The 17,398-nt window shown below is 40.8% G+C and carries 15 protein-coding genes and 2 pseudogenes; 9 read left to right on the top strand and 8 right to left on the bottom strand.

Features of this window, described 5'->3' with window-relative positions:
• Positions 1 to 29: 29 nt before the first annotated feature.
• Positions 30 to 815, bottom strand: coding sequence for a sterol desaturase family protein (locus tag L3V77_RS08725; RefSeq protein WP_275136652.1), 786 nt, complete (start codon positions 813 to 815; stop codon positions 30 to 32).
• Between the two features lie 85 nt (positions 816 to 900).
• Between L3V77_RS08725 and L3V77_RS08720 the strand changes: the two genes are divergently transcribed.
• The gene (locus L3V77_RS08720; RefSeq protein ID WP_275136651.1) at positions 901 to 1,656 is read left to right on the top strand and encodes a tRNA-uridine aminocarboxypropyltransferase; all 756 of its coding nucleotides are present in this window, start codon (positions 901 to 903) and stop codon (positions 1,654 to 1,656) included.
• 153 nt (positions 1,657 to 1,809) lie between these two features.
• Positions 1,810 to 2,724 (top strand): N-acetylglucosamine kinase, encoded by a 915-nt coding sequence (gene nagK, locus L3V77_RS08715; RefSeq protein ID WP_275136650.1) that lies wholly within the window; start codon positions 1,810 to 1,812, stop codon positions 2,722 to 2,724.
• A gap of 283 nt (positions 2,725 to 3,007) precedes the next feature.
• On the opposite strand, the gene L3V77_RS08710 is transcribed toward nagK, so the two are convergent.
• The 3 genes and pseudogenes from L3V77_RS08710 to mobA all read right to left on the bottom strand — a co-directional run.
• On the bottom strand, positions 3,008 to 3,268 hold the full coding sequence (locus L3V77_RS08710) for a DUF2960 family protein (protein WP_275136649.1): 261 nt from the start codon (positions 3,266 to 3,268) through the stop codon (positions 3,008 to 3,010).
• A 23-nt stretch (positions 3,269 to 3,291) separates the two neighbouring features.
• A pseudogene (gene mobB / locus L3V77_RS08705) lies at positions 3,292 to 3,792 on the bottom strand (molybdopterin-guanine dinucleotide biosynthesis protein B); the annotation flags it as partial.
• A 6-nt stretch (positions 3,793 to 3,798) separates the two neighbouring features.
• Positions 3,799 to 4,368, bottom strand: a pseudogene (gene mobA / locus L3V77_RS08700) (molybdenum cofactor guanylyltransferase MobA); the annotation flags it as partial.
• 187 nt (positions 4,369 to 4,555) lie between these two features.
• Here mobA and L3V77_RS08695 point away from each other — a divergent pair.
• The 4 genes from L3V77_RS08695 (at position 4,556) to cobB (ending at position 10,505) form a co-directional block, all read left to right on the top strand.
• Positions 4,556 to 5,995 (top strand): sigma-54 dependent transcriptional regulator, encoded by a 1,440-nt coding sequence (locus L3V77_RS08695; protein ID WP_275136648.1) that lies wholly within the window; start codon positions 4,556 to 4,558, stop codon positions 5,993 to 5,995.
• A 12-nt stretch (positions 5,996 to 6,007) separates the two neighbouring features.
• On the top strand, positions 6,008 to 8,017 hold the full coding sequence (locus tag L3V77_RS08690) for a cache domain-containing protein (protein WP_275136647.1): 2,010 nt from the start codon (positions 6,008 to 6,010) through the stop codon (positions 8,015 to 8,017).
• 394 nt (positions 8,018 to 8,411) lie between these two features.
• Positions 8,412 to 9,632, top strand: coding sequence for an ammonium transporter (locus L3V77_RS08685; protein WP_275136646.1), 1,221 nt, complete (start codon positions 8,412 to 8,414; stop codon positions 9,630 to 9,632).
• A gap of 141 nt (positions 9,633 to 9,773) precedes the next feature.
• Positions 9,774 to 10,505: a Sir2 family NAD+-dependent deacetylase gene (gene cobB, locus L3V77_RS08680; protein WP_275136645.1), complete on the top strand. Its 732-nt coding sequence runs from the start codon at positions 9,774 to 9,776 to the stop codon at positions 10,503 to 10,505.
• Between the two features lie 115 nt (positions 10,506 to 10,620).
• On the opposite strand, the gene L3V77_RS08675 is transcribed toward cobB, so the two are convergent.
• The 4 genes from L3V77_RS08675 to potA all read right to left on the bottom strand — a co-directional run bounded on the left by L3V77_RS08675 (position 10,621) and on the right by potA (position 14,510).
• A complete protein-coding gene (locus tag L3V77_RS08675; protein WP_275136729.1) occupies positions 10,621 to 11,661 on the bottom strand; it encodes an extracellular solute-binding protein in 1,041 nt (346 codons plus the stop codon).
• 116 nt (positions 11,662 to 11,777) lie between these two features.
• Entirely contained in the window at positions 11,778 to 12,554 is a 777-nt protein-coding gene (gene potC, locus L3V77_RS08670; RefSeq protein ID WP_275136644.1) for a spermidine/putrescine ABC transporter permease PotC, read from the bottom strand.
• 2 nt (positions 12,555 to 12,556) lie between these two features.
• Entirely contained in the window at positions 12,557 to 13,411 is an 855-nt protein-coding gene (potB, locus tag L3V77_RS08665; RefSeq protein ID WP_275136643.1) for a spermidine/putrescine ABC transporter permease PotB, read from the bottom strand.
• Entirely contained in the window at positions 13,395 to 14,510 is a 1,116-nt protein-coding gene (gene potA / locus L3V77_RS08660) for a spermidine/putrescine ABC transporter ATP-binding protein PotA (RefSeq protein ID WP_275136642.1), read from the bottom strand. The genes potB and potA overlap by 17 nt, the downstream gene beginning before the upstream one ends.
• Positions 14,511 to 14,837: 327 nt before the next feature.
• Here potA and L3V77_RS08655 point away from each other — a divergent pair, with 327 nt between their 5' ends.
• The 3 genes from L3V77_RS08655 to L3V77_RS08645 are packed head-to-tail and all read left to right on the top strand — an operon-like array spanning position 14,838 to position 17,252.
• Positions 14,838 to 15,740, top strand: a complete 903-nt coding sequence (locus L3V77_RS08655) for a hypothetical protein (protein ID WP_275136641.1) — start codon at positions 14,838 to 14,840, stop codon at positions 15,738 to 15,740.
• The gene (locus L3V77_RS08650; RefSeq protein WP_275136640.1) at positions 15,733 to 16,536 is read left to right on the top strand and encodes a glucosaminidase domain-containing protein; all 804 of its coding nucleotides are present in this window, start codon (positions 15,733 to 15,735) and stop codon (positions 16,534 to 16,536) included. The genes L3V77_RS08655 and L3V77_RS08650 overlap by 8 nt, the downstream gene beginning before the upstream one ends.
• Positions 16,537 to 16,589: 53 nt before the next feature.
• Positions 16,590 to 17,252, top strand: a complete 663-nt coding sequence (locus L3V77_RS08645) for a DUF2987 domain-containing protein (RefSeq protein ID WP_275136639.1) — start codon at positions 16,590 to 16,592, stop codon at positions 17,250 to 17,252.
• Positions 17,253 to 17,398 lie beyond the last annotated feature (146 nt).

The following is a 17,398-nucleotide window of genomic DNA, read 5'->3' as shown; positions in this document are numbered from 1 at the left end:
ATCTAGAAAACTGACGGTTTAGCATAATACTAGACCCTAAATGGCTGCGTAAGCATCTTATCTAAATACTGCTCTCTAGGTTGCCTAAACTCGGGCACACCAATAACACAGCCGCCATGGCCGCCAGTTGGTTGGTTGATATAGGTTTTAAAGAACCTATCCCAAATAGAAAGGAAAAAGCCAAAATTCGAATGCGTTTCCTTTGTGACAATAGAGTGATGTACACGGTGCATGTCGGGTGTGACGACAACCTTTCTTAGCCAACTATCTAAGGCCAATGGCATTCTGGCATTACTATGATTGAACATGGCACTGACGTTTAATACCACTTCGAAAATCACGACAGCTAATGCAGGCGCGCCAAGTAACATTACACACCCAATCTTAATCCAAGCAGAGAGTATTATCTCAATGGGGTGAAACCGAGAACCCGTCGTAAGGTCGATATCTTGATCCGCGTGATGCACTCTATGTAATCGCCATAGAAGAGGGACACGATGGAACAACATATGCTGAAGGTAGATAGCCATATCTAAGATTACAACGGACAATACAACCGTTAGCCAAAACGGGAGGTCAATGAGGTGAAATAGACCGAACGATTCCGTTTCTGCGAATTGTGCTGCCTGGAAAGCAAGAATAGGCATGATCACGGCTAATATAACATTGTTAGATATAATCAGACTTAGGTTGTTTATCCACCGTATGGATTTCTTTTGGGTCAGTGCCTTTCGGGGTTTGAGCCATTCCCATATAGCAAATAGGCCGAACGCGGAAACAAAAAATGCTAGACGAATAACCTCTGGATCTTTCATGAGTAATGCCTAATGTATTTGATATTACCGTTACTCTAAGTACAATCGGCCTAACTTTCTACTATTAAATGATCAAAAGATAAACATGCGAATTCACTCTGTTCATAAACTCATTGAACATAGACACTCTATCTCGACCAAAGCCTTTAACGCGCGTGGTTCTAAGGTGGTGCGATGTCAGTATTGCCAGATAGCAAAAATATATTGTATATGTCCTTATCAACCGGACATCAACAGCAATGTTTCCGCTCTCATTTTAATGTCCAAAAATGAGGTATTAAAGCCAAGTAACACAGGGCGGCTTATTGCGGACGTTATTAAAGATACCTATACCTTTCAGTGGAACAGAACTGAACCTGAAAAAGAGCTGGTCGCGCTACTCAGCTCAACATGTTATCAACCTATTATTGTTTTTCCGGAAGAATATGTTCTTGATAGTAAAAGAGTATTGGAGCATCCAGATTTGGTAGCATTAACTGCAAAACCTGACGGTAAAAGATTACTATTGGTGTTTATTGATAGCAGTTGGCGAGAATCAAGAAAGATATTTCGTAAGTCGCCTTACCTAGACTCACTACCTGTAGTATCGATAAAGCCAGAAATATTGTCTCAGTATGTAATGCGCAAATCAGACAACGAAAACCACCTTTCTACTGCTGAAGTAGCCAATATCGTATTGGAAATGATTGGAGAAGAAAAAGCAGCGCATAATTTGCGTCTTTGGTTTGAATTATTTAGAGAAAGCTATCTACTGACCAAGACACGTATGGGGGCGGACCTTTCTCGGCCTGCGTTAGCTAACTACGTTGAATTAACTAATCATAACGTATTAACAGCATAATATAAGACGCTCATCTACTAACGAACTAACCACTATAGCCCAGCAAAACTAGGCTCAGGTCACGGTATGTAGCGGTGGTGTTGTGGATAATGTTTACGTTTTTACTATTTACTTTTTGATTCCCTATTTGGAATCTTTCATTAGGAGAGAACCATGTATTACGGCTTTGATGTCGGCGGCACTAAAATTGAATTTGGTGCATTTAATGAAAAACTGGAACGCGTAGCAACAGAACGCGTTCCAACACCAGGTGATGATTATCAATTATTGGTCGATACCATCGCTGGAATGGTTAAGAAATACGACCAACAGTTTGAGACCGAAGGTACCGTAGGTTTAGGACTTCCAGGAATGGAAAACGCTGACGATGGAACAGTATTAACAGTAAACATCAAAGCGGCGAAAGGTAAGCCATTAAAACGTGACCTTGAAAGTGCGATTAGCCGTAAAGTTCTTATAGAAAACGACGCGAATTGCTTCGCGCTCTCAGAAGCGTGGGACGAAGAATTGCAGGATGAAAAATCCGTTATCGGTCTGATTTTGGGGACGGGTTTTGGTGGCGGTTTTGTTTTTGATGGAAAGATTTTTTCTGGTCACAACAATGTAGCTGGTGAAGTAGGGCACACACGCCTTCCTATCGATGCATGGTTTCACTTAGGTGATACAGGCACCGCACCTTTATTAGAATGTGGTTGTGATAAAAGAGGTTGTTTAGACAATTATCTTTCTGGGCGTGGGTTCGAATTACTTTATGCCCATTACTATGGTGAGAAAAAGAAAGCGATTGATATCATCAAAGCACAAGCGGAAGGCGATGAAAACGCAGTTGAGCACGTTGAACGTTTTATGGAATTAGTGGCCATCTGTTTCGCTAATCTATTTACCGGTCTTGACCCCGATGTTGTGGTATTAGGCGGTGGTTTATCAAACTATGATTTGCTGTACCAAGAACTACCAAAGCGCATACCTAAATATCTTATGTCTGTTGCTAAGTGTCCGAAAATCATCAAGGCAAAACATGGCGATTCTGGCGGTGTGCGCGGTGCCGCATTCTTGAATATTAAGTAACGAGTTGAACGGTCTAAAACGCAAACTCTCCGTATGAAGTTGAGGGTGGTTCATCTTAGAACAAAATTGATAAATGTTCGTCATCTCCACTTTTGTGGCGATGACGGAGTAGAGCGTTGGGGTACAATCCAACATGAATGAGGCACAATCCTAAGTCGGGTAAGAAGTGCCGCAGTGTTGCTAGGAACGTCCTGAATTTATTTCGTCGTTCCCGTGTAAACGGGAATCTTAGAGTCGAGTTTTCGCGAGGACAGTCTAATTAGATTGGTCTAAACTACTAATATTACTTTTCACCTACACCGCGATTCTCTTTTTTTGCCAATGTAATCTTGCCAAAACCAAGCTTTTTAAAGTAGTTGTCTCGATAATCTCTCACTGCCTTGGTTGTAGATACAGCCTCTATCTGCTGTTCCATTTTTAGAAAATCAGAAATATCTAGGCCTTCTGCTTCAGCTACCGCTTCTTGAATGGTGCGGTGCTTTTCATATGAAAATGTGAGTGTTTTTTCTTCTGTTTTGTATATATAAAGAATGGTTCTGGCCATTTTTATCCCTTGTTAAACTGGTTTACATAAGTAATGACGAATTCAATTATTCCGTCAATATCATTAATATCGAGTTGTGGTAGTGCGCTATTTACTTTTACATCGGCTGCGATCGCAATAATGTCTGGATCTTGGTTGTATAACCAAGGTTTTCCAACCTCATCTCGATGAAGTTCGATTTTAGGGAAGGAGAGTGTCTTGCAACCTTCGACAAGGATAAGGTCTAATTTGGAATGGTCAAACATGTTTAATAGATATTCGAAGTTTTCTTCTTTATCTGGTGTTTCAGTAAACAGTACATGTCTGTTACCGGAGGCGATAAGCATCTGATCAGCCCCGGCTTTACGCAGCCTATAACTGTCTTTTCCCGGTGTATCCAAATCAAAATCATGATGGGCGTGCTTTAATACGGCAACTCGAACGCCATGGGCTTTGATTTTCGGTAGTATCGCTTCCAAAAGCGTGGTTTTTCCTGTCCCACTATAAGCGGCAAATCCAAGTAAAGGTAGTGTAGGTCTCTGCATTTTATTACCAAATTGAGTGAGTTCTTCTGGCGTGTTTAGATTAATAAAAGTCTCTGGTTTATCGGAGAAGTCGATATATTCAGTATTACATCTGTCCAATAGTAGTTTTATTTTACGGTCTCCCGCTTTCAGAAAAGAGTCTAGTTTTGGAAGCGCGCGTTTGTTCCAAACACTGAACACAGGTTGAGCGTGTTTACCGTCATGCGCGACATAAACATCAACATCTGAATTCAAATTAGCACTCAGTCGACGAACAAGGTCGTCGGGTATATTTGGTGTATCACAGGGAGTAAAACCAACCCACTGCGTCTTAGAAGAGTTTAGCGACGCGTGAATACCAGCTAACGGGCCTTGAAAGCCATCTAACTGGTCACTGTGTACTTCGGCGAGTTTACGGTAATTCGCTTGGTTTCTATTCGCGTTTATGCGGATCAGTTCAATTTGATCGCTTAAGCATGAATACACTGTTTCTACAAGAGACTTGCCTCTGAGCATTAATAAGCCTTTATCGCTGCCGCCCATTCTGGACGCGCGACCGCCAGCCAATATAACCCAACTTAAAGAATTGTTATGCATTTGTGTTCTTATTTTTTGTGTAATTTAAAATGTGTTGTTAAACAATAACTAATATAAATGTAGGTTACACTTTACTCAATCGGTTGAATAGTAACTAGCATGACAGATAGCTATTATATATAATCTTCGCTATGCAATGAGTTCCTTTGCCAATTACGTTCTTAAACCCTAATATTAGTTGTCTTATATGCCAACAACCGCGAAGTATACCACAGACCATCCCTTTCCAATTGATGTTCAGTATCAAGGAATATCCATATTAATCGTCGACGATGAAGATGGCATCTGCGATCTTCTTTTTAAAGCATTGAGTCGGCTTTTTAGGCAGATCGATACGGCGACGACTATCAGGCAAGCTGAACAACTTAGGCAGCGAAATCAATATGACTTAGTACTGCTGGATATCAATCTACCCGACCGTTCTGGTATGGACTGGCACGAAGTTTTTGAAAACGGGACCAATAGCACTGACGTAATATTCATTACAGGTTATGCAAACCTGCAAATGGCTATCAAAGCATTAAAGCTTGGTGCAAGCGACTTTATACTTAAGCCATTTAATATTGACCAAATTTATTGTGCGGTTAAGAAATGCATTGATAATCGAATTGAAAAAAGAAATATAACGGCCTTAAAAAGGGACGTTATGCGATATCAACCCGCTAAACTTATTGGTAATTCAGCTCAGAGCCGTACACTGGACAAGCAGATCAATCAATATGCACCATCTAATGCGGTGGTGTTAATACAAGGTGAATCTGGGACGGGCAAAGAGTTAGTTGCCCGCGAACTGCACCTAAGAAGTGGCCGCAGTGGCGCATTTGTACCTTTGAACTGTGGTTCAATGGATGCGGCTAATCTGGCTAACGAACTATTTGGATATTGCGATGCACATACGTCGAATGCATGCCGTGACGGATTATTAAGAATCGCCAATGGCGGAACCTTGTTTCTAGACGAAGTGAGTGAACTTCCCCACAACATGCAGTCAGCCCTGCTAAGAGTGCTTGAAGAGCGGGTCGTGCGACCTTTAGGTGCCAATCGAATATTTACGACCAACGTAAGAATTGTAGCGGCGACGAATAAGGATTTAAAAACTCAGGTGGATAAGGGCGAGTTTAGACAAGATTTATATTACCGCCTAAACGTTCTAAGTATTCATGTTGCCCCTTTAAGAGAACGAAGCGATGACCTGGTCGAGCTGATTCCCTATTTTACGAGGCTTTTAGCAAACGAACAGAGTGTAAAAGAACCAGGATGGGGCAGTGGTGAGATTGATGCGCTGCAAAACTATCATTGGCCAGGAAATATTAGAGAACTACGCAATTTAATAGAACGTTGTATTCTGACTGGAAATTCAATCGCACATCATTGGCACGAAATATCCCATAACCCATCTTTGGATAAACACCGGCAGGTTATCAATATCGGTGGCAACAACTCATTGCCAATGATAATGGATGAAGAAATAGTCGGTTATCCTGATGACTGGGAAATTAAGGCGGTTGAGAAGGCGCATATCGTGCAGGTTGTAAATTACTGCGATGGTAATAAAACGGCCGCCTCTAAAAAACTTAAAATATCCAGAAAAACACTAGATAGAAAATTTAAAGAATGGGGTACGTAAACGGGTGTTAACATGTATAGCAAAATAAAAGAGAAAATCAGGACAACGCTTAGGTATCGCCTTTTTATTTTAATCTTTTTGCCAATCATTACTACATTGTTCTCACTGATAGCCTTTAGTTTTTATTGGACCGTGAATCACACGTGGCAAAATGCGCTTCAAGATGTTTCTGAGAAACTCAATATTGTTGAATTCAACATCAAAACAATGCAAGAAAGACAAAACGAGTTATTGCGAAGTTATTCAGATTCATATCGTTTTAAACAACAACTTCATGATACAAACAGTAGCTCCGATGAGATAAATCATTGGATTGAATCACACGAACCATTTCAACACTTTGATTTTGTAAGGTGGGTACCAGTAGACAAAATAGAGAATAAATTTTCTTATATTTCCTACACCCAGATCCCTGCATTCTTTGACATATTGACCGCAAACAAACTTAATGAACTCAGACCGGGGTTGGCAGATAAAGCTCGTATTACAATTCAACAAGGGCCAACACCTTTAACCGATGGTTTTGTTAGTCGAACCATCTATCCAGTACGGGATAACGATGGGCGTTTACTTGGTTATCTCGATGGCGGCATACTTCTAAACAATAACCTTTCTGTTGTTGATGAGTATAGAGATCTTATTTATCCTTTTACGAACGAACAAAATTCAGAGTACGGAACTGTCACTATATTCTTGGGGGACGTGCGTGTCAGTACCAATGTTATTTCAAAGTCGAATGGACTACGTGCTCTCGGTACGCGAGTTTCAGACACAGTGAGAGAGGCCGTTTTAAAACGGGGTGAAAACTATATTGATAAAGCCTTCGTTTTTGACGATTGGTATATCTCAGCCTATCAACCGGTGTATGACCACCAAAGAAAGGTCGTGGGTATTTTTTATACGGGTTATGAGGTTTGGCCTCTCGTTGAATCCTACGTCGTTAATCTTATTGAAATTTCATGTGCTATTTTGCTGGTATTGTTGATATTAGCGATGCTGGTGTACCGAAATACCAATGAGATGTTCTATCCAATACAACGTATTTCCAGCACGGTTAAGTTGATTAAAAATGGCGAAAATGGGCGAATTGGCAACCTTGAACTTGATAAGGAGCATGAGTTAGCACAACTAGGCTCACAATTTGACAGCATGTTAGATCAACTTGAGAAAAGAGAGAACGAAATACAGAGTGCGGCCGACCAACTCGAGTATAAAGTTGTTTCTCGTACTGCGAGCTTGAATCAGAAAACTCAAGAACTAGAAGAACATATTGAATTACTCAATGTAACGAGAGACAAGTTAGTTAACAACGAGAAACTGGCGGCTCTTGGAAAACTCACTGCTGGTATTGCGCATGAGATAAACAATCCAATCACGGTAATTCTAGGCAATATACAGTTGTTGCAGCTTGATTTTGCAAATGAGAATCCATCTGTTGCAAATGAATTAGAAAATATTGTGAATCAGATAGATAGGATAACCAATATAACCTCAAGCCTGTTGCAATATAGTCGCGTCGGCAATGAACTGGAAATGTTGACGGATGAAAGAGCTTCAGATGTGCTGCAAAAAGCCATTACGCTCGTTAGAACGGGTACTTACGTTAAGAACATCGATTTTGTTACTCATTTTTCGGAAAGTGAGACGGTACAGTGTAATCGCAATCAACTATTGCAGATTATTATAAACGTATTAATGAACGCCATACAATCCATGCAGGGTACGGGTTCTCTAGGTATCTTTACCGAAGACTGGTTAGTAGACTCAAAAGTTAATGGTGTAATAATTCATATTCAAGACAAAGGCTGTGGGATCAGTTCGGAAGAGATAGCGAATGTTTTCGAACCATTTTATACAACCAAGTCTGATGGCACTGGATTGGGGCTGGCGGTATCGCTGAGTTTGATCAACCAAATAGGCGGTAAGATTGAGGTAAAATCAAAAGTCGGTGTTGGCTCAACGTTCAGTATATTCCTAAAAAAACACGTGATGCTCGATCTCGATGACCCATCGAAGGAATAGGGCGGTCGCGCCTCAATCGTTACCCTGTCATAAGACGAGTTAAATGCAGGTAGGTTGACCCTTGTCTGCTTTCTTGTCTGTTTCCTTTCCACGTATCTTATTCTTCTCAGTCCCCATTTTGGCGCATCATTAATACTTAATAAACGGATCAATTTGGTGCTTGATGAACCTTTATGGGGCAACCAAGTTGAGACTCTAACTTCATAACCTCTGTTTTTTTAAAATATATCCTTTAAAAACAATGCAATATGTCTATTTTATTCTAAATTTGAATGAACTCATTTTTTGGAACACTACTTGCTTCGTCTACAGCCAATAGAAAAAATAATCATTTTGGTTAGAAAAAAGACAAAGTGCACAACAATAGTGCGATATACATGGAGTAGTATTTAGAATGAGTATTTCCGCTAACGAAATTCATGGTGCAGTACAGACATTAACCGAGAGCTCAGACACGTTGTTTTTGTTATTGGGCGCAATAATGGTGTTTCTGATGCATGCTGGTTTTGCCTTCCTAGAAGTCGGTACAGTACGAAAGAAGAATCAAGTGAATGCACTGGTTAAGATCCTTGCTGATTTTGGTGTATCAGCAATAGCGTATTTTTTTATTGGTTATTGGGTCGCCTATGACGCTAATTTTTTCTCAAGTGCAGAAACCCTCTCTGCCGGTAACGGATACGAGTTGGTCAAATTTTTCTTTTTGCTCACCTTTGCCGCCGCTATTCCAGCGATCGTTTCGGGTGGTATCGCTGAGCGTGCGCGTTTTTATCCTATTTTGCTCGCCACCTTTTTTACCGTTGGTTTTATCTACCCATTTTTTGAAGGCATTATTTGGAACGGAAATTATGGTGTTCAATCTTGGTTTGAGTCCAATTTTGGTGCGGGATTCCACGATTTTGCGGGATCAGTCGTTGTACACGGTGTAGGTGGTTGGATTGCACTTGTTGCCGTACTATTTTTAGGTATGCGTAAAGGGCGTATCCGCGCGGGCAAACACACAAACTTTGCACCTTCAAATATTCCTTTCTTAGCACTTGGTGCTTGGATTTTATCGGTTGGTTGGTTTGGTTTTAATGTCATGTCCGCTCAAACACTAAATGGGATTAGTGGTTTAGTGGCCATGAACTCATTGATGGCAATGGTTGGTGGTATTCTAGCAGCACTTATTGTTGGTAAAAATGACCCAGGATTTATCCACAATGGTCCTTTAGCGGGGTTGGTTGCTATATGTGCCGGGTCTGACTTAATGCACCCAATTGGTGCTTTGCTAACGGGTGCAATTGCGGGTGGTATGTTTGTATGGCTGTTTACCTATATACAAAATAAAACAAAGTTTGACGATGTACTAGGTGTATGGCCTTTACACGGAGTTTGTGGCGCTTGGGGTGGCATTGCTGCTGGCATTTTTGGCCAGACGGCTCTCGGAGGGTTAGGTGGCATTAGCTTTACCGTTCAAATTATGGGCACATTGATGGGCATTCTGGTTGCATTGATAGGGGCTGGTCTGGTTTACGGCATGCTCAACCAATTTGTTGGCCTACGATTGAGTGAAGAAGACGAATTTAAAGGTGCTGATTTAGCGATACATAAAATAAGTTCTATTAACGAGGATTAGACAGCAAGTTCTCATTTCTTGAAAAAAACGGCTAATTAGCCGTTTTTTTTCGACTATAGTCTAAAACCTTGCACTATAAGTGGTATTTCCTAAATGCTAAACTTTACTTATAGATGAATAACAAAGTAAAAAGGAAGTTCAATGTCATTTCCATATAAAAATATCGTTATATTATCTGGTGCTGGGATATCCGCTGAATCAGGAATCAAAACCTTCCGTGCACAAGATGGGCTTTGGGAAAACCATAAGATTGAAGATGTTGCGACGCCGGAAGGCTTCCATGCCAACCCCGATTTAGTACAAGATTTTTATAACAAGCGACGTCGTAAACTTCAAAGTGAACAAATAAAACCAAATCTAGCCCACAAAGCTTTAGGCCGTTTAGAAGCGGAATTAGATGGAAAGGTGACGGTTATTACCCAGAACATCGATAACCTACATGAACGGGGCGGCACAAAGAATATTATTCATATGCATGGTGAACTTCTAAAAGCGCGCTGTTCAGAATCTTCGCAAGTTGTTGAGCATAAAGACGACATTGAAACTGGAGAGCTCTGTCATTGTTGTCAAATCCCTGTACAGATGAGACCACACATTGTTTGGTTCGGTGAAATGCCTCTTCGCATGGGCGATATTTATTCCGCGCTAGAAGAAGTTGATCTGTTTATTTCTATTGGTACATCCGGTGTTGTTTATCCTGCGGCTGGCTTTGTACATGATGCGCGCATGCATGGCGCCCATACAATCGAAATTAACCTAGAGCCGTCTGCAGTTGAAAGTGAGTTCGAAGAGAAGAGATACGGTAAAGCCAGTATAGAAGTACCAAAACTGGTCGCGGAGCTGCTTAGCCACCAAGACGCCAAAAGTGCTTAGACATCAAATGCCTAGATTTTGAACGCGTCGCGGAAAGAAAGAGGTTGGGTTTAGGGGATAGGGAAGAGCAATAAAAAAGCGGCTTAAGCCGCTTTTTTATAAATGCAAAGATGCCTTATTGTTCGATCTTTAGTTTTTGGAAATACTCTTCATAAAGAACACTTGCTTCGCCAACCTCGTCCTGCCAAAAACCCGAATTCATAACCTCTTGAGGAGGGAATATATTCGTATCGTTCGCGAATTCTTCAGGTAAAAGTGGATAAGCGGATTTGACTGGCGTTGGGTAGCCAATTTCTAGGGCTATCTTGGCCGCATTTTCGGGTCGTAATAAGAAGTCGATCATCTTGTGCGCCGCATCGACGTTTTGTGCTCCAGCAGGAATAGACAAACTATCCATCCAGAATATCGTCCCTTTTTCGGGCCAGATAATATCTATGTTTGCGCCTTCCTGACGTGCCATATAGGCAGAACCATTCCAGAGCATGCCTACGGCTGTTTCGCCCGCTAAATAGGGGTTCGCAGGGAAGTCAGAGTTGAATACAAGTACATTTGGCATCAGCTTTTTAAGTTCGTTATACGCGGCCTTTATCTCGTCTGGGTTTGTAGTATTGGTTGAGTAACCTAAACGGACCAAAGCAATGTGGAAGAACTCACGAGAGTCATCCATCATCATTAATTGGCCTTCCCATTTAGGGTCCCAGAAGTCATCCCAGCCAGTGATAGAGCTTGCGTCCATCATATCAGCGTTGATACCGATACCTGTGGCTCCCCAAATATAAGGAATGGAATAGGTGTTGTTTGGATCAAACGATTTGTTTAGGTAATTTTCGTCGAGATCCTTAAAATGCGATAGCTTTGTTTTGTCTATTGCCGTCAACATGTTTTCTTTACGCATCTTAGAAACAAAATAGGTCGAAGGAACAACTAAATCATAGCCTTTCCCTTGTGTTTTGAGTTTGGCATACATGGTTTCATTTGACTCATATGTTGAGTAAATGACTTTGATACCAGTCTCTTTAGTAAAATCTTCTAAGATTGAATTTGGAATGTATTCAGACCAGTTATAAAAATAGAGTTCATTATCAGCGGCCAAAGCACTTGCTGATAGTGTCGCGGCACAAAGCGTGCTCGAAATAATTTTAGACCAGTTATTCATCATTTTTCCAACCATGTTGATTTTTCTGTCCAAAGAGTAATTCTCTCTGAATCATTCGTTATGCAATACATCATTCGACGTGAATTTTAAACGAAGTTAATTACTTTGCAATCGAATTAAATCGACTTCGTCTTTTCTCGCGCGATAATCTGAGAAAGCGCGACTAAAGTCAATGAGACAACCAACATCAATGTTGCCAACGCATTCACTTCAGGCGAGATTCCAACCTTGACCATAGAGTATATTTTAAGCGGCAATATTTCATAAGCTGGACCCGTGACAAAGGAGCTAATGATGACATCATCCAAAGAGAGGGTAAAACTAAGCAACCAACCCGCTGCAACAGCTGGCTTTGCTAATGGAAATATTATCTGCTTTAAGATTATCCACTCGCTCGCGCCAAGATCTTTTGCCGCCTCTAACATTTTGACATCAAATCCATTTAGTCTGCTGTATACCGTAACGACAACGAATGGTAAACAAAAGGTAATGTGTGCAATAAATAAGGTAACAAAGCCCAACTGGACACCGATGACTAAAAAGAGAGCGAGCAATGATATGGCCATAACAATATCGGGTGACATCATAACAATGAAAAGTAGCCCGTTAACCATACCTTTGCCTTTGAAGCGATAACGAAACAGAGCCACGGCCGTTAAGCTTCCTAATATGGTTGCCACCGTCGCAGAATAAAGTGCGATATTGATAGAATGCCATGCCGCTTGCATCAAACTGTCGTTGTTAACCAAGGACTCATACCATTTCAGCGTCCATCCTCCCCATTTCATGCCAAATTTACTGACATTAAATGAATTTACGATGAGAACGAAAATGGGCAGGTATAAAAATAGATACACTAGACTGACGAAAGTAAATTGAAATACACGTTTCATAGCTAAAACTCTCCCTTACGGTTGAGCATCTTCCCTACCTTGTAATAGACCGTCAGCATCACAGCCATTGATGCAGTTAATGCGATGCTAGTCGCCGCTCCGAACGGCCAATCTCGACTATTTAAGACTTGGCTTTTTATGACGTTACCAATGAGCAAGTTTTTTGCGCCCCCGAGCAGATCGGACACATAGAACATACCGAGCGCGGGTAATAAAACTAACAGGCAACCTCCAATAATTCCGGGCATGGTTAGGGGTAAGGTGACACGCATAAAAGTTTGAATTTTATTGGCACCAAGATCCCTTGCTGCTTCTATGTATGTGCTATCCAATTTTTCTATAGCGGAATAGAGTGGCAATATCATAAATGGCAACAGAACATAAACGAGACCTATCATGACAGCGGTTTCTGTATACATGAGACGAATTGGTTTCTCTATAATATCTAACGCGAGCAAGCTTTTATTTAGTATCCCTTGGGTACCAAGCACTATCTTTAAGCCGTAGGTACGAATTAAAGAATTTGTCCAAAAAGGAACGATAACTAGAAATAACATAATAGGGCGTTTATCAACGGGCATCTTTGCCACGATGTAGGCAAATGGGTAGCCAATGACCAGACACAAAAGCGTCGCAATAATCGCCATATAAAAAGAGTGCGCCAATACTTTAGCGTATAGCGGATCAAATAAGCGGACGTAATTGCCCAGAGTGAACGTCATTTCAATTAGATTGGCTTCATCTCTTGTTAAGAAACTGGTGCCAATAATCATCAGGTTAGGCAGCAGAACAAACAACGTTAACCAAACAACGATTAAGACAATGATTGCTTTCTGTAGGTTAAACTTGTTGTTCATCTTTCAATACCACTTCCCAACTTTCTACCCAGGTGACAACCACTTTCTGACCAAGAGAGTGATCGACGTCGGGATCATCCTCATTAAAGAACTCGCTTACCATAACTCGATCACCATTTTCTAACTCTATGACTGAATCTAACGTCATCCCTTTATAAGTCCGTTCTAACACATGACCAACGATGCCTTTGGATTCAGATTCATTAATCTCTTCTAATCGAAGATCCTCCGGTCGTAGGAGAACTTGTAGCTCTTCATCTTGCTTAAAGTCATCGCGGAAATAGATGGTCGACTCCACGCCCTCTATTTCCACGAGTGCGCGCTTTTCATCGATACGTTTCAACGCTTTGGCTTTGAACACGTTAATCTCACCAATAAATCGAGCGACAAATAGATTTTTTGGTTCTTCGTATATCTCTTTAGGTGAACCGTCTTGTTCAATTATCCCGTCACGCATTACGATAATACGATCAGACATAGATAAGGCTTCTTCCTGATCATGTGTAACAAAGATGAAGGTGATACCAAGTTTGCGTTGTAACTGCTTTAGTTCTATCTGCATCTGTTTACGAAGCTTATAGTCGAGTGCCGATAAAGACTCGTCAAGCAACAATACCTTCGGCTTATTCACCACCGCTCTTGCGATGGCAACACGTTGTTGTTGTCCTCCAGATAATTGCTGGGGTTTTCTAGAAGCATATTCTTCGAGGCGAACCATTTTTAGTGCCTCTAGGACCCTCGGTTTTATCTCAGATGGAGCTACTTTTTGCATTCGGAGACCGAACGCGACGTTTTCAAATACCGTCATATGAGGAAAAAGAGCATAGCTTTGAAAGACCGTATTAACGGGTCTATGTTCTGACGGGATATGCGTGACAGTGTCACCATCGATTGATATTTCACCGGCATCGGCCTGTTCGAAGCCCGCAATTAACCTAAGTACCGTTGTTTTACCACAGCCCGATGGACCCAATATAGTTAAAAATTCACCATGATTGACTTCCAAATCGAGACGATTTATGACTTGTTTTCCATCAAAACTCTTTGATATGCCGCCCAAATTGACAACGGGCGTAGTGGACGATGTAATCTGATTCAACGCGTAGTTTGCTCCGTAACATTGAAAAACCGTACGATAACTGATTAATCACATGCTAAAACGCAAAGTTGAGATTAATTAGGTAACAATATTGACCGAATAATAATCTTCTATTTTAGTAATTCAAAGTCTTTTTAGTCAACAAACTGACAAATTAATAACTTAGTGCCATTCTCTTTTGCTCGGCATTTAACTTGTTTCCACACAGTGGTTAGTAAACATAAACAAGTTTGTGTTTCAAGATTGTAAACAATTTAAGTATACTATCGCCAATTCTCTTTTAACCAAGAGCGTCGTTGGGAATTTTTGACTCGCTCGGAATAAAAAATGACTAAAAATATTGAAAAAAACTTTACGTTGGGCGGTTCAATTGAAACCGCGTTAACAGGTAAGTATGAGTTAAAACCAGGAGCCGTTCTTCACGAAGCTTGGAAATTCACTATTAAGAACTTTGTTTCTTTTTCGCCGGCTATTGTCATTCTTTTGATTGTTCAGATTGCGATATTCTATATCGCCTTAAAATTGCAGTTAGGTGACCCTTCGGTCATCTTACAGATGTTTCAAAACCCAGAGACATTTGATCAAAGCATAATAGAAGCCATTTTTATTGCGAACTTCAGCTACGAAGTGATTTCGGCACCTATCTATGCAGGCGTATCAATGATGGCGATGAGTCATGCTGCAGGGTTAGTCACGAAACCAGATTATATTTTGAAAGGGTTAGCCTTCACGGTCCCGATCATACTTGCGACGCTTATCAGTTTAATCGTCCAAGGTGTGGCGGGTATGATACTGCCCATGTTCTCAATGTATTTTTCTATCGCATTTAGTAATGCCGTGTTGTTGGTATGTGAAAAACGCATGTCACCAATGCAATCGCTGTTTTTGTCTATAAGAGCCGTGAACAAAAAGCTGTTCCCATTGGCGAGTATCTATATGGTCTTGTCGGTCTTGATGTTTTTGTCTGCGATTTTTTACGGATTCTTGCTTATTTTCACCTTACCGTTCTTTTTCCACGCTAAAGGTATTATTTACCGTAACATGTTTGGCATTTCGCTAAAAATAATCGCTAGCGAAGCAAACGAAGAACAGGATCAGGATAATAGCGACAACGATGATAATGACAACAGCGACGATAGCGATGGTAGTGGTGACAACGATGACAGCCAAACCAAGAAAGTAGACAAACCGTCAGAATACAACCAAGGTTCAAATACATTTGATGCGTAAAAATTTAACGTTAATACTGATTGTATTTGGGATGCTCATAATCACAACAGTCGTACTTATAAAGCGACAAGGAACCGATCAAAGTTCAGTAGCCGAGCAACCTTCGATTACGCTACCTAGTGAGACACCAGACTTTGCTTCAATGAGTAATGCAAACCAAAAGAAGCAAGCTTTCTTTGATTTTCTTGTGCCAAGTATTCAGTTAGAGAATCAAAGAATAATCGATGAGAGAAAGCGTCTTAATAAGATCGAACACGCATTGAAGTCTAAGTCAGTTAATGCAGATGATACTCAATATGCTCGCCAACTTGGAGATCGGTATTTTTCAACGTTACCAACCAAAGGGGTAACATCAGACTGGTTAAGCGAGATGTTTATAAAGGTAAACGTCTTACCTAATGCTCTTGTGTTAACACAAGCAGCTAACGAGTCCGCTTGGGGTACGTCTCGCTTTGCTACGGAAGCAAATAATTATTTTGGTCAATGGTGTTATAAAGCCGGTTGTGGATTGATACCGCTTAGAAGACAAGATGGGGCAACCCATGAAGTGGCAAAATTTAGATCAGTGACGGGGTCGGTTCATGGTTATTTCATGAACGTGAACCGTAATCGAGCCTATTCTGAACTTCGTGAAATTCGCAACAAGCTCGCAGAAAAAGAAAGTGATCTATTGAGCCCTGAAACGGCAACTGCATTAACCAACGGATTACTTCGTTACTCGGAACGCGGTCAAGATTATATAAACGACCTACAAACTATGATTCGTGTCAACGCAAAGTACTGGACAAAGCAGTAGCGATTTAGACATTGAGTCACTGTTGAAGAATATAAATTGGAAATAGTAATAATATGAAAAACAAAACGATAGCGACATTTCTTTGTGCCATTGGCCTAACTGCTTTCGCACCAACGCTTGTAGCACAAGAATATATGTTCACCTATTCTAAGCTCCATTCTCAACTAAAGAACAATGCTAAAGAAGGGCATGAAGATGTAAAAATTGGCTTTTTCTTTACCAATGCCGATACCAAAACGCTCTGCAATATTGAAAAGGCATGGATGGAAAAACAAGCTAAATACGAAGAGCTTACTCCTGTGAATGGTAAAGAGTTACTCGTGCCGTTAGACAGCAACTTAAAATCAGCTAATCCTTTGGTGTTTGTTAGAACGCCAATGGACAAGCGTTGTGATTTCTCTATGGTTGTCATGACTAAGGAGCCATTTTCTAACAAGGTTTATTATAAAGATATCGAAAAGCTGCTCCCTCAAATGCAGAGTATGTTAGAGGATCTTGGCGGGATGTTTGCGAGTTGGTTTACACCGGATGTTGAAGGTGTAACCTTAGAATTTACTGAACAGAGCACAGGTAGAGTAGCGTTCTCTAATGGCTTGTCAGTGGATATCGTAAAAGGAAAGGCACGTATTTTGTTGGCCGATCTTAAACCCGGCGATTATATTGAATTACCTGAGCCTACCACCAGAGTTTTACCTTGGCTGCCTTCTGCTAAATAGTTCCTATCCAACACTTGTGATTTTGGGCCATAAGTAAATCATGTACTGAACAAGTATTTTGCTTGATTATGGCTCAATGAATATTGCCTGTTTTCACTCTTCCCAAAACACAGTATAATCCGCGCCCAGCTATTGTTATTGCGAAT

Origin of the sequence: Vibrio sp. DW001 (assembly GCF_029016285.1) — a bacterium.
Lineage (GTDB): Bacteria > Pseudomonadota > Gammaproteobacteria > Enterobacterales > Vibrionaceae > Vibrio.
Note: the sequence above shows the minus strand (reverse complement) of the source record. Positions and strands in the feature narration are given on the sequence as shown.

Excerpts from the sequence above, each read along its gene's own strand:
- L3V77_RS08685 (WP_275136646.1), top strand. The coding sequence starts at position 8,412 with ATGAGTATTTCCGCTAACGAAATTCATGGTGCAGTACAGACATTAACC.
- L3V77_RS08720 (WP_275136651.1), top strand. The coding sequence starts at position 901 with ATGCGAATTCACTCTGTTCATAAACTCATTGAACATAGACACTCTATC.
- cobB (WP_275136645.1), top strand. The coding sequence starts at position 9,774 with ATGTCATTTCCATATAAAAATATCGTTATATTATCTGGTGCTGGGATA.
- L3V77_RS08690 (WP_275136647.1), top strand. The coding sequence starts at position 6,008 with ATGTATAGCAAAATAAAAGAGAAAATCAGGACAACGCTTAGGTATCGC.
- potB (WP_275136643.1), bottom strand. The coding sequence starts at position 13,411 with ATGAACAACAAGTTTAACCTACAGAAAGCAATCATTGTCTTAATCGTT.
- nagK (WP_275136650.1), top strand. The coding sequence starts at position 1,810 with ATGTATTACGGCTTTGATGTCGGCGGCACTAAAATTGAATTTGGTGCA.
- potC (WP_275136644.1), bottom strand. The coding sequence starts at position 12,554 with ATGAAACGTGTATTTCAATTTACTTTCGTCAGTCTAGTGTATCTATTT.
- L3V77_RS08645 (WP_275136639.1), top strand. The coding sequence starts at position 16,590 with ATGAAAAACAAAACGATAGCGACATTTCTTTGTGCCATTGGCCTAACT.
- L3V77_RS08655 (WP_275136641.1), top strand. The coding sequence starts at position 14,838 with ATGACTAAAAATATTGAAAAAAACTTTACGTTGGGCGGTTCAATTGAA.
- L3V77_RS08695 (WP_275136648.1), top strand. The coding sequence starts at position 4,556 with ATGCCAACAACCGCGAAGTATACCACAGACCATCCCTTTCCAATTGAT.
- L3V77_RS08710 (WP_275136649.1), bottom strand. The coding sequence starts at position 3,268 with ATGGCCAGAACCATTCTTTATATATACAAAACAGAAGAAAAAACACTC.
- L3V77_RS08725 (WP_275136652.1), bottom strand. The coding sequence starts at position 815 with ATGAAAGATCCAGAGGTTATTCGTCTAGCATTTTTTGTTTCCGCGTTC.
- L3V77_RS08675 (WP_275136729.1), bottom strand. The coding sequence starts at position 11,661 with ATGAATAACTGGTCTAAAATTATTTCGAGCACGCTTTGTGCCGCGACA.
- L3V77_RS08650 (WP_275136640.1), top strand. The coding sequence starts at position 15,733 with ATGCGTAAAAATTTAACGTTAATACTGATTGTATTTGGGATGCTCATA.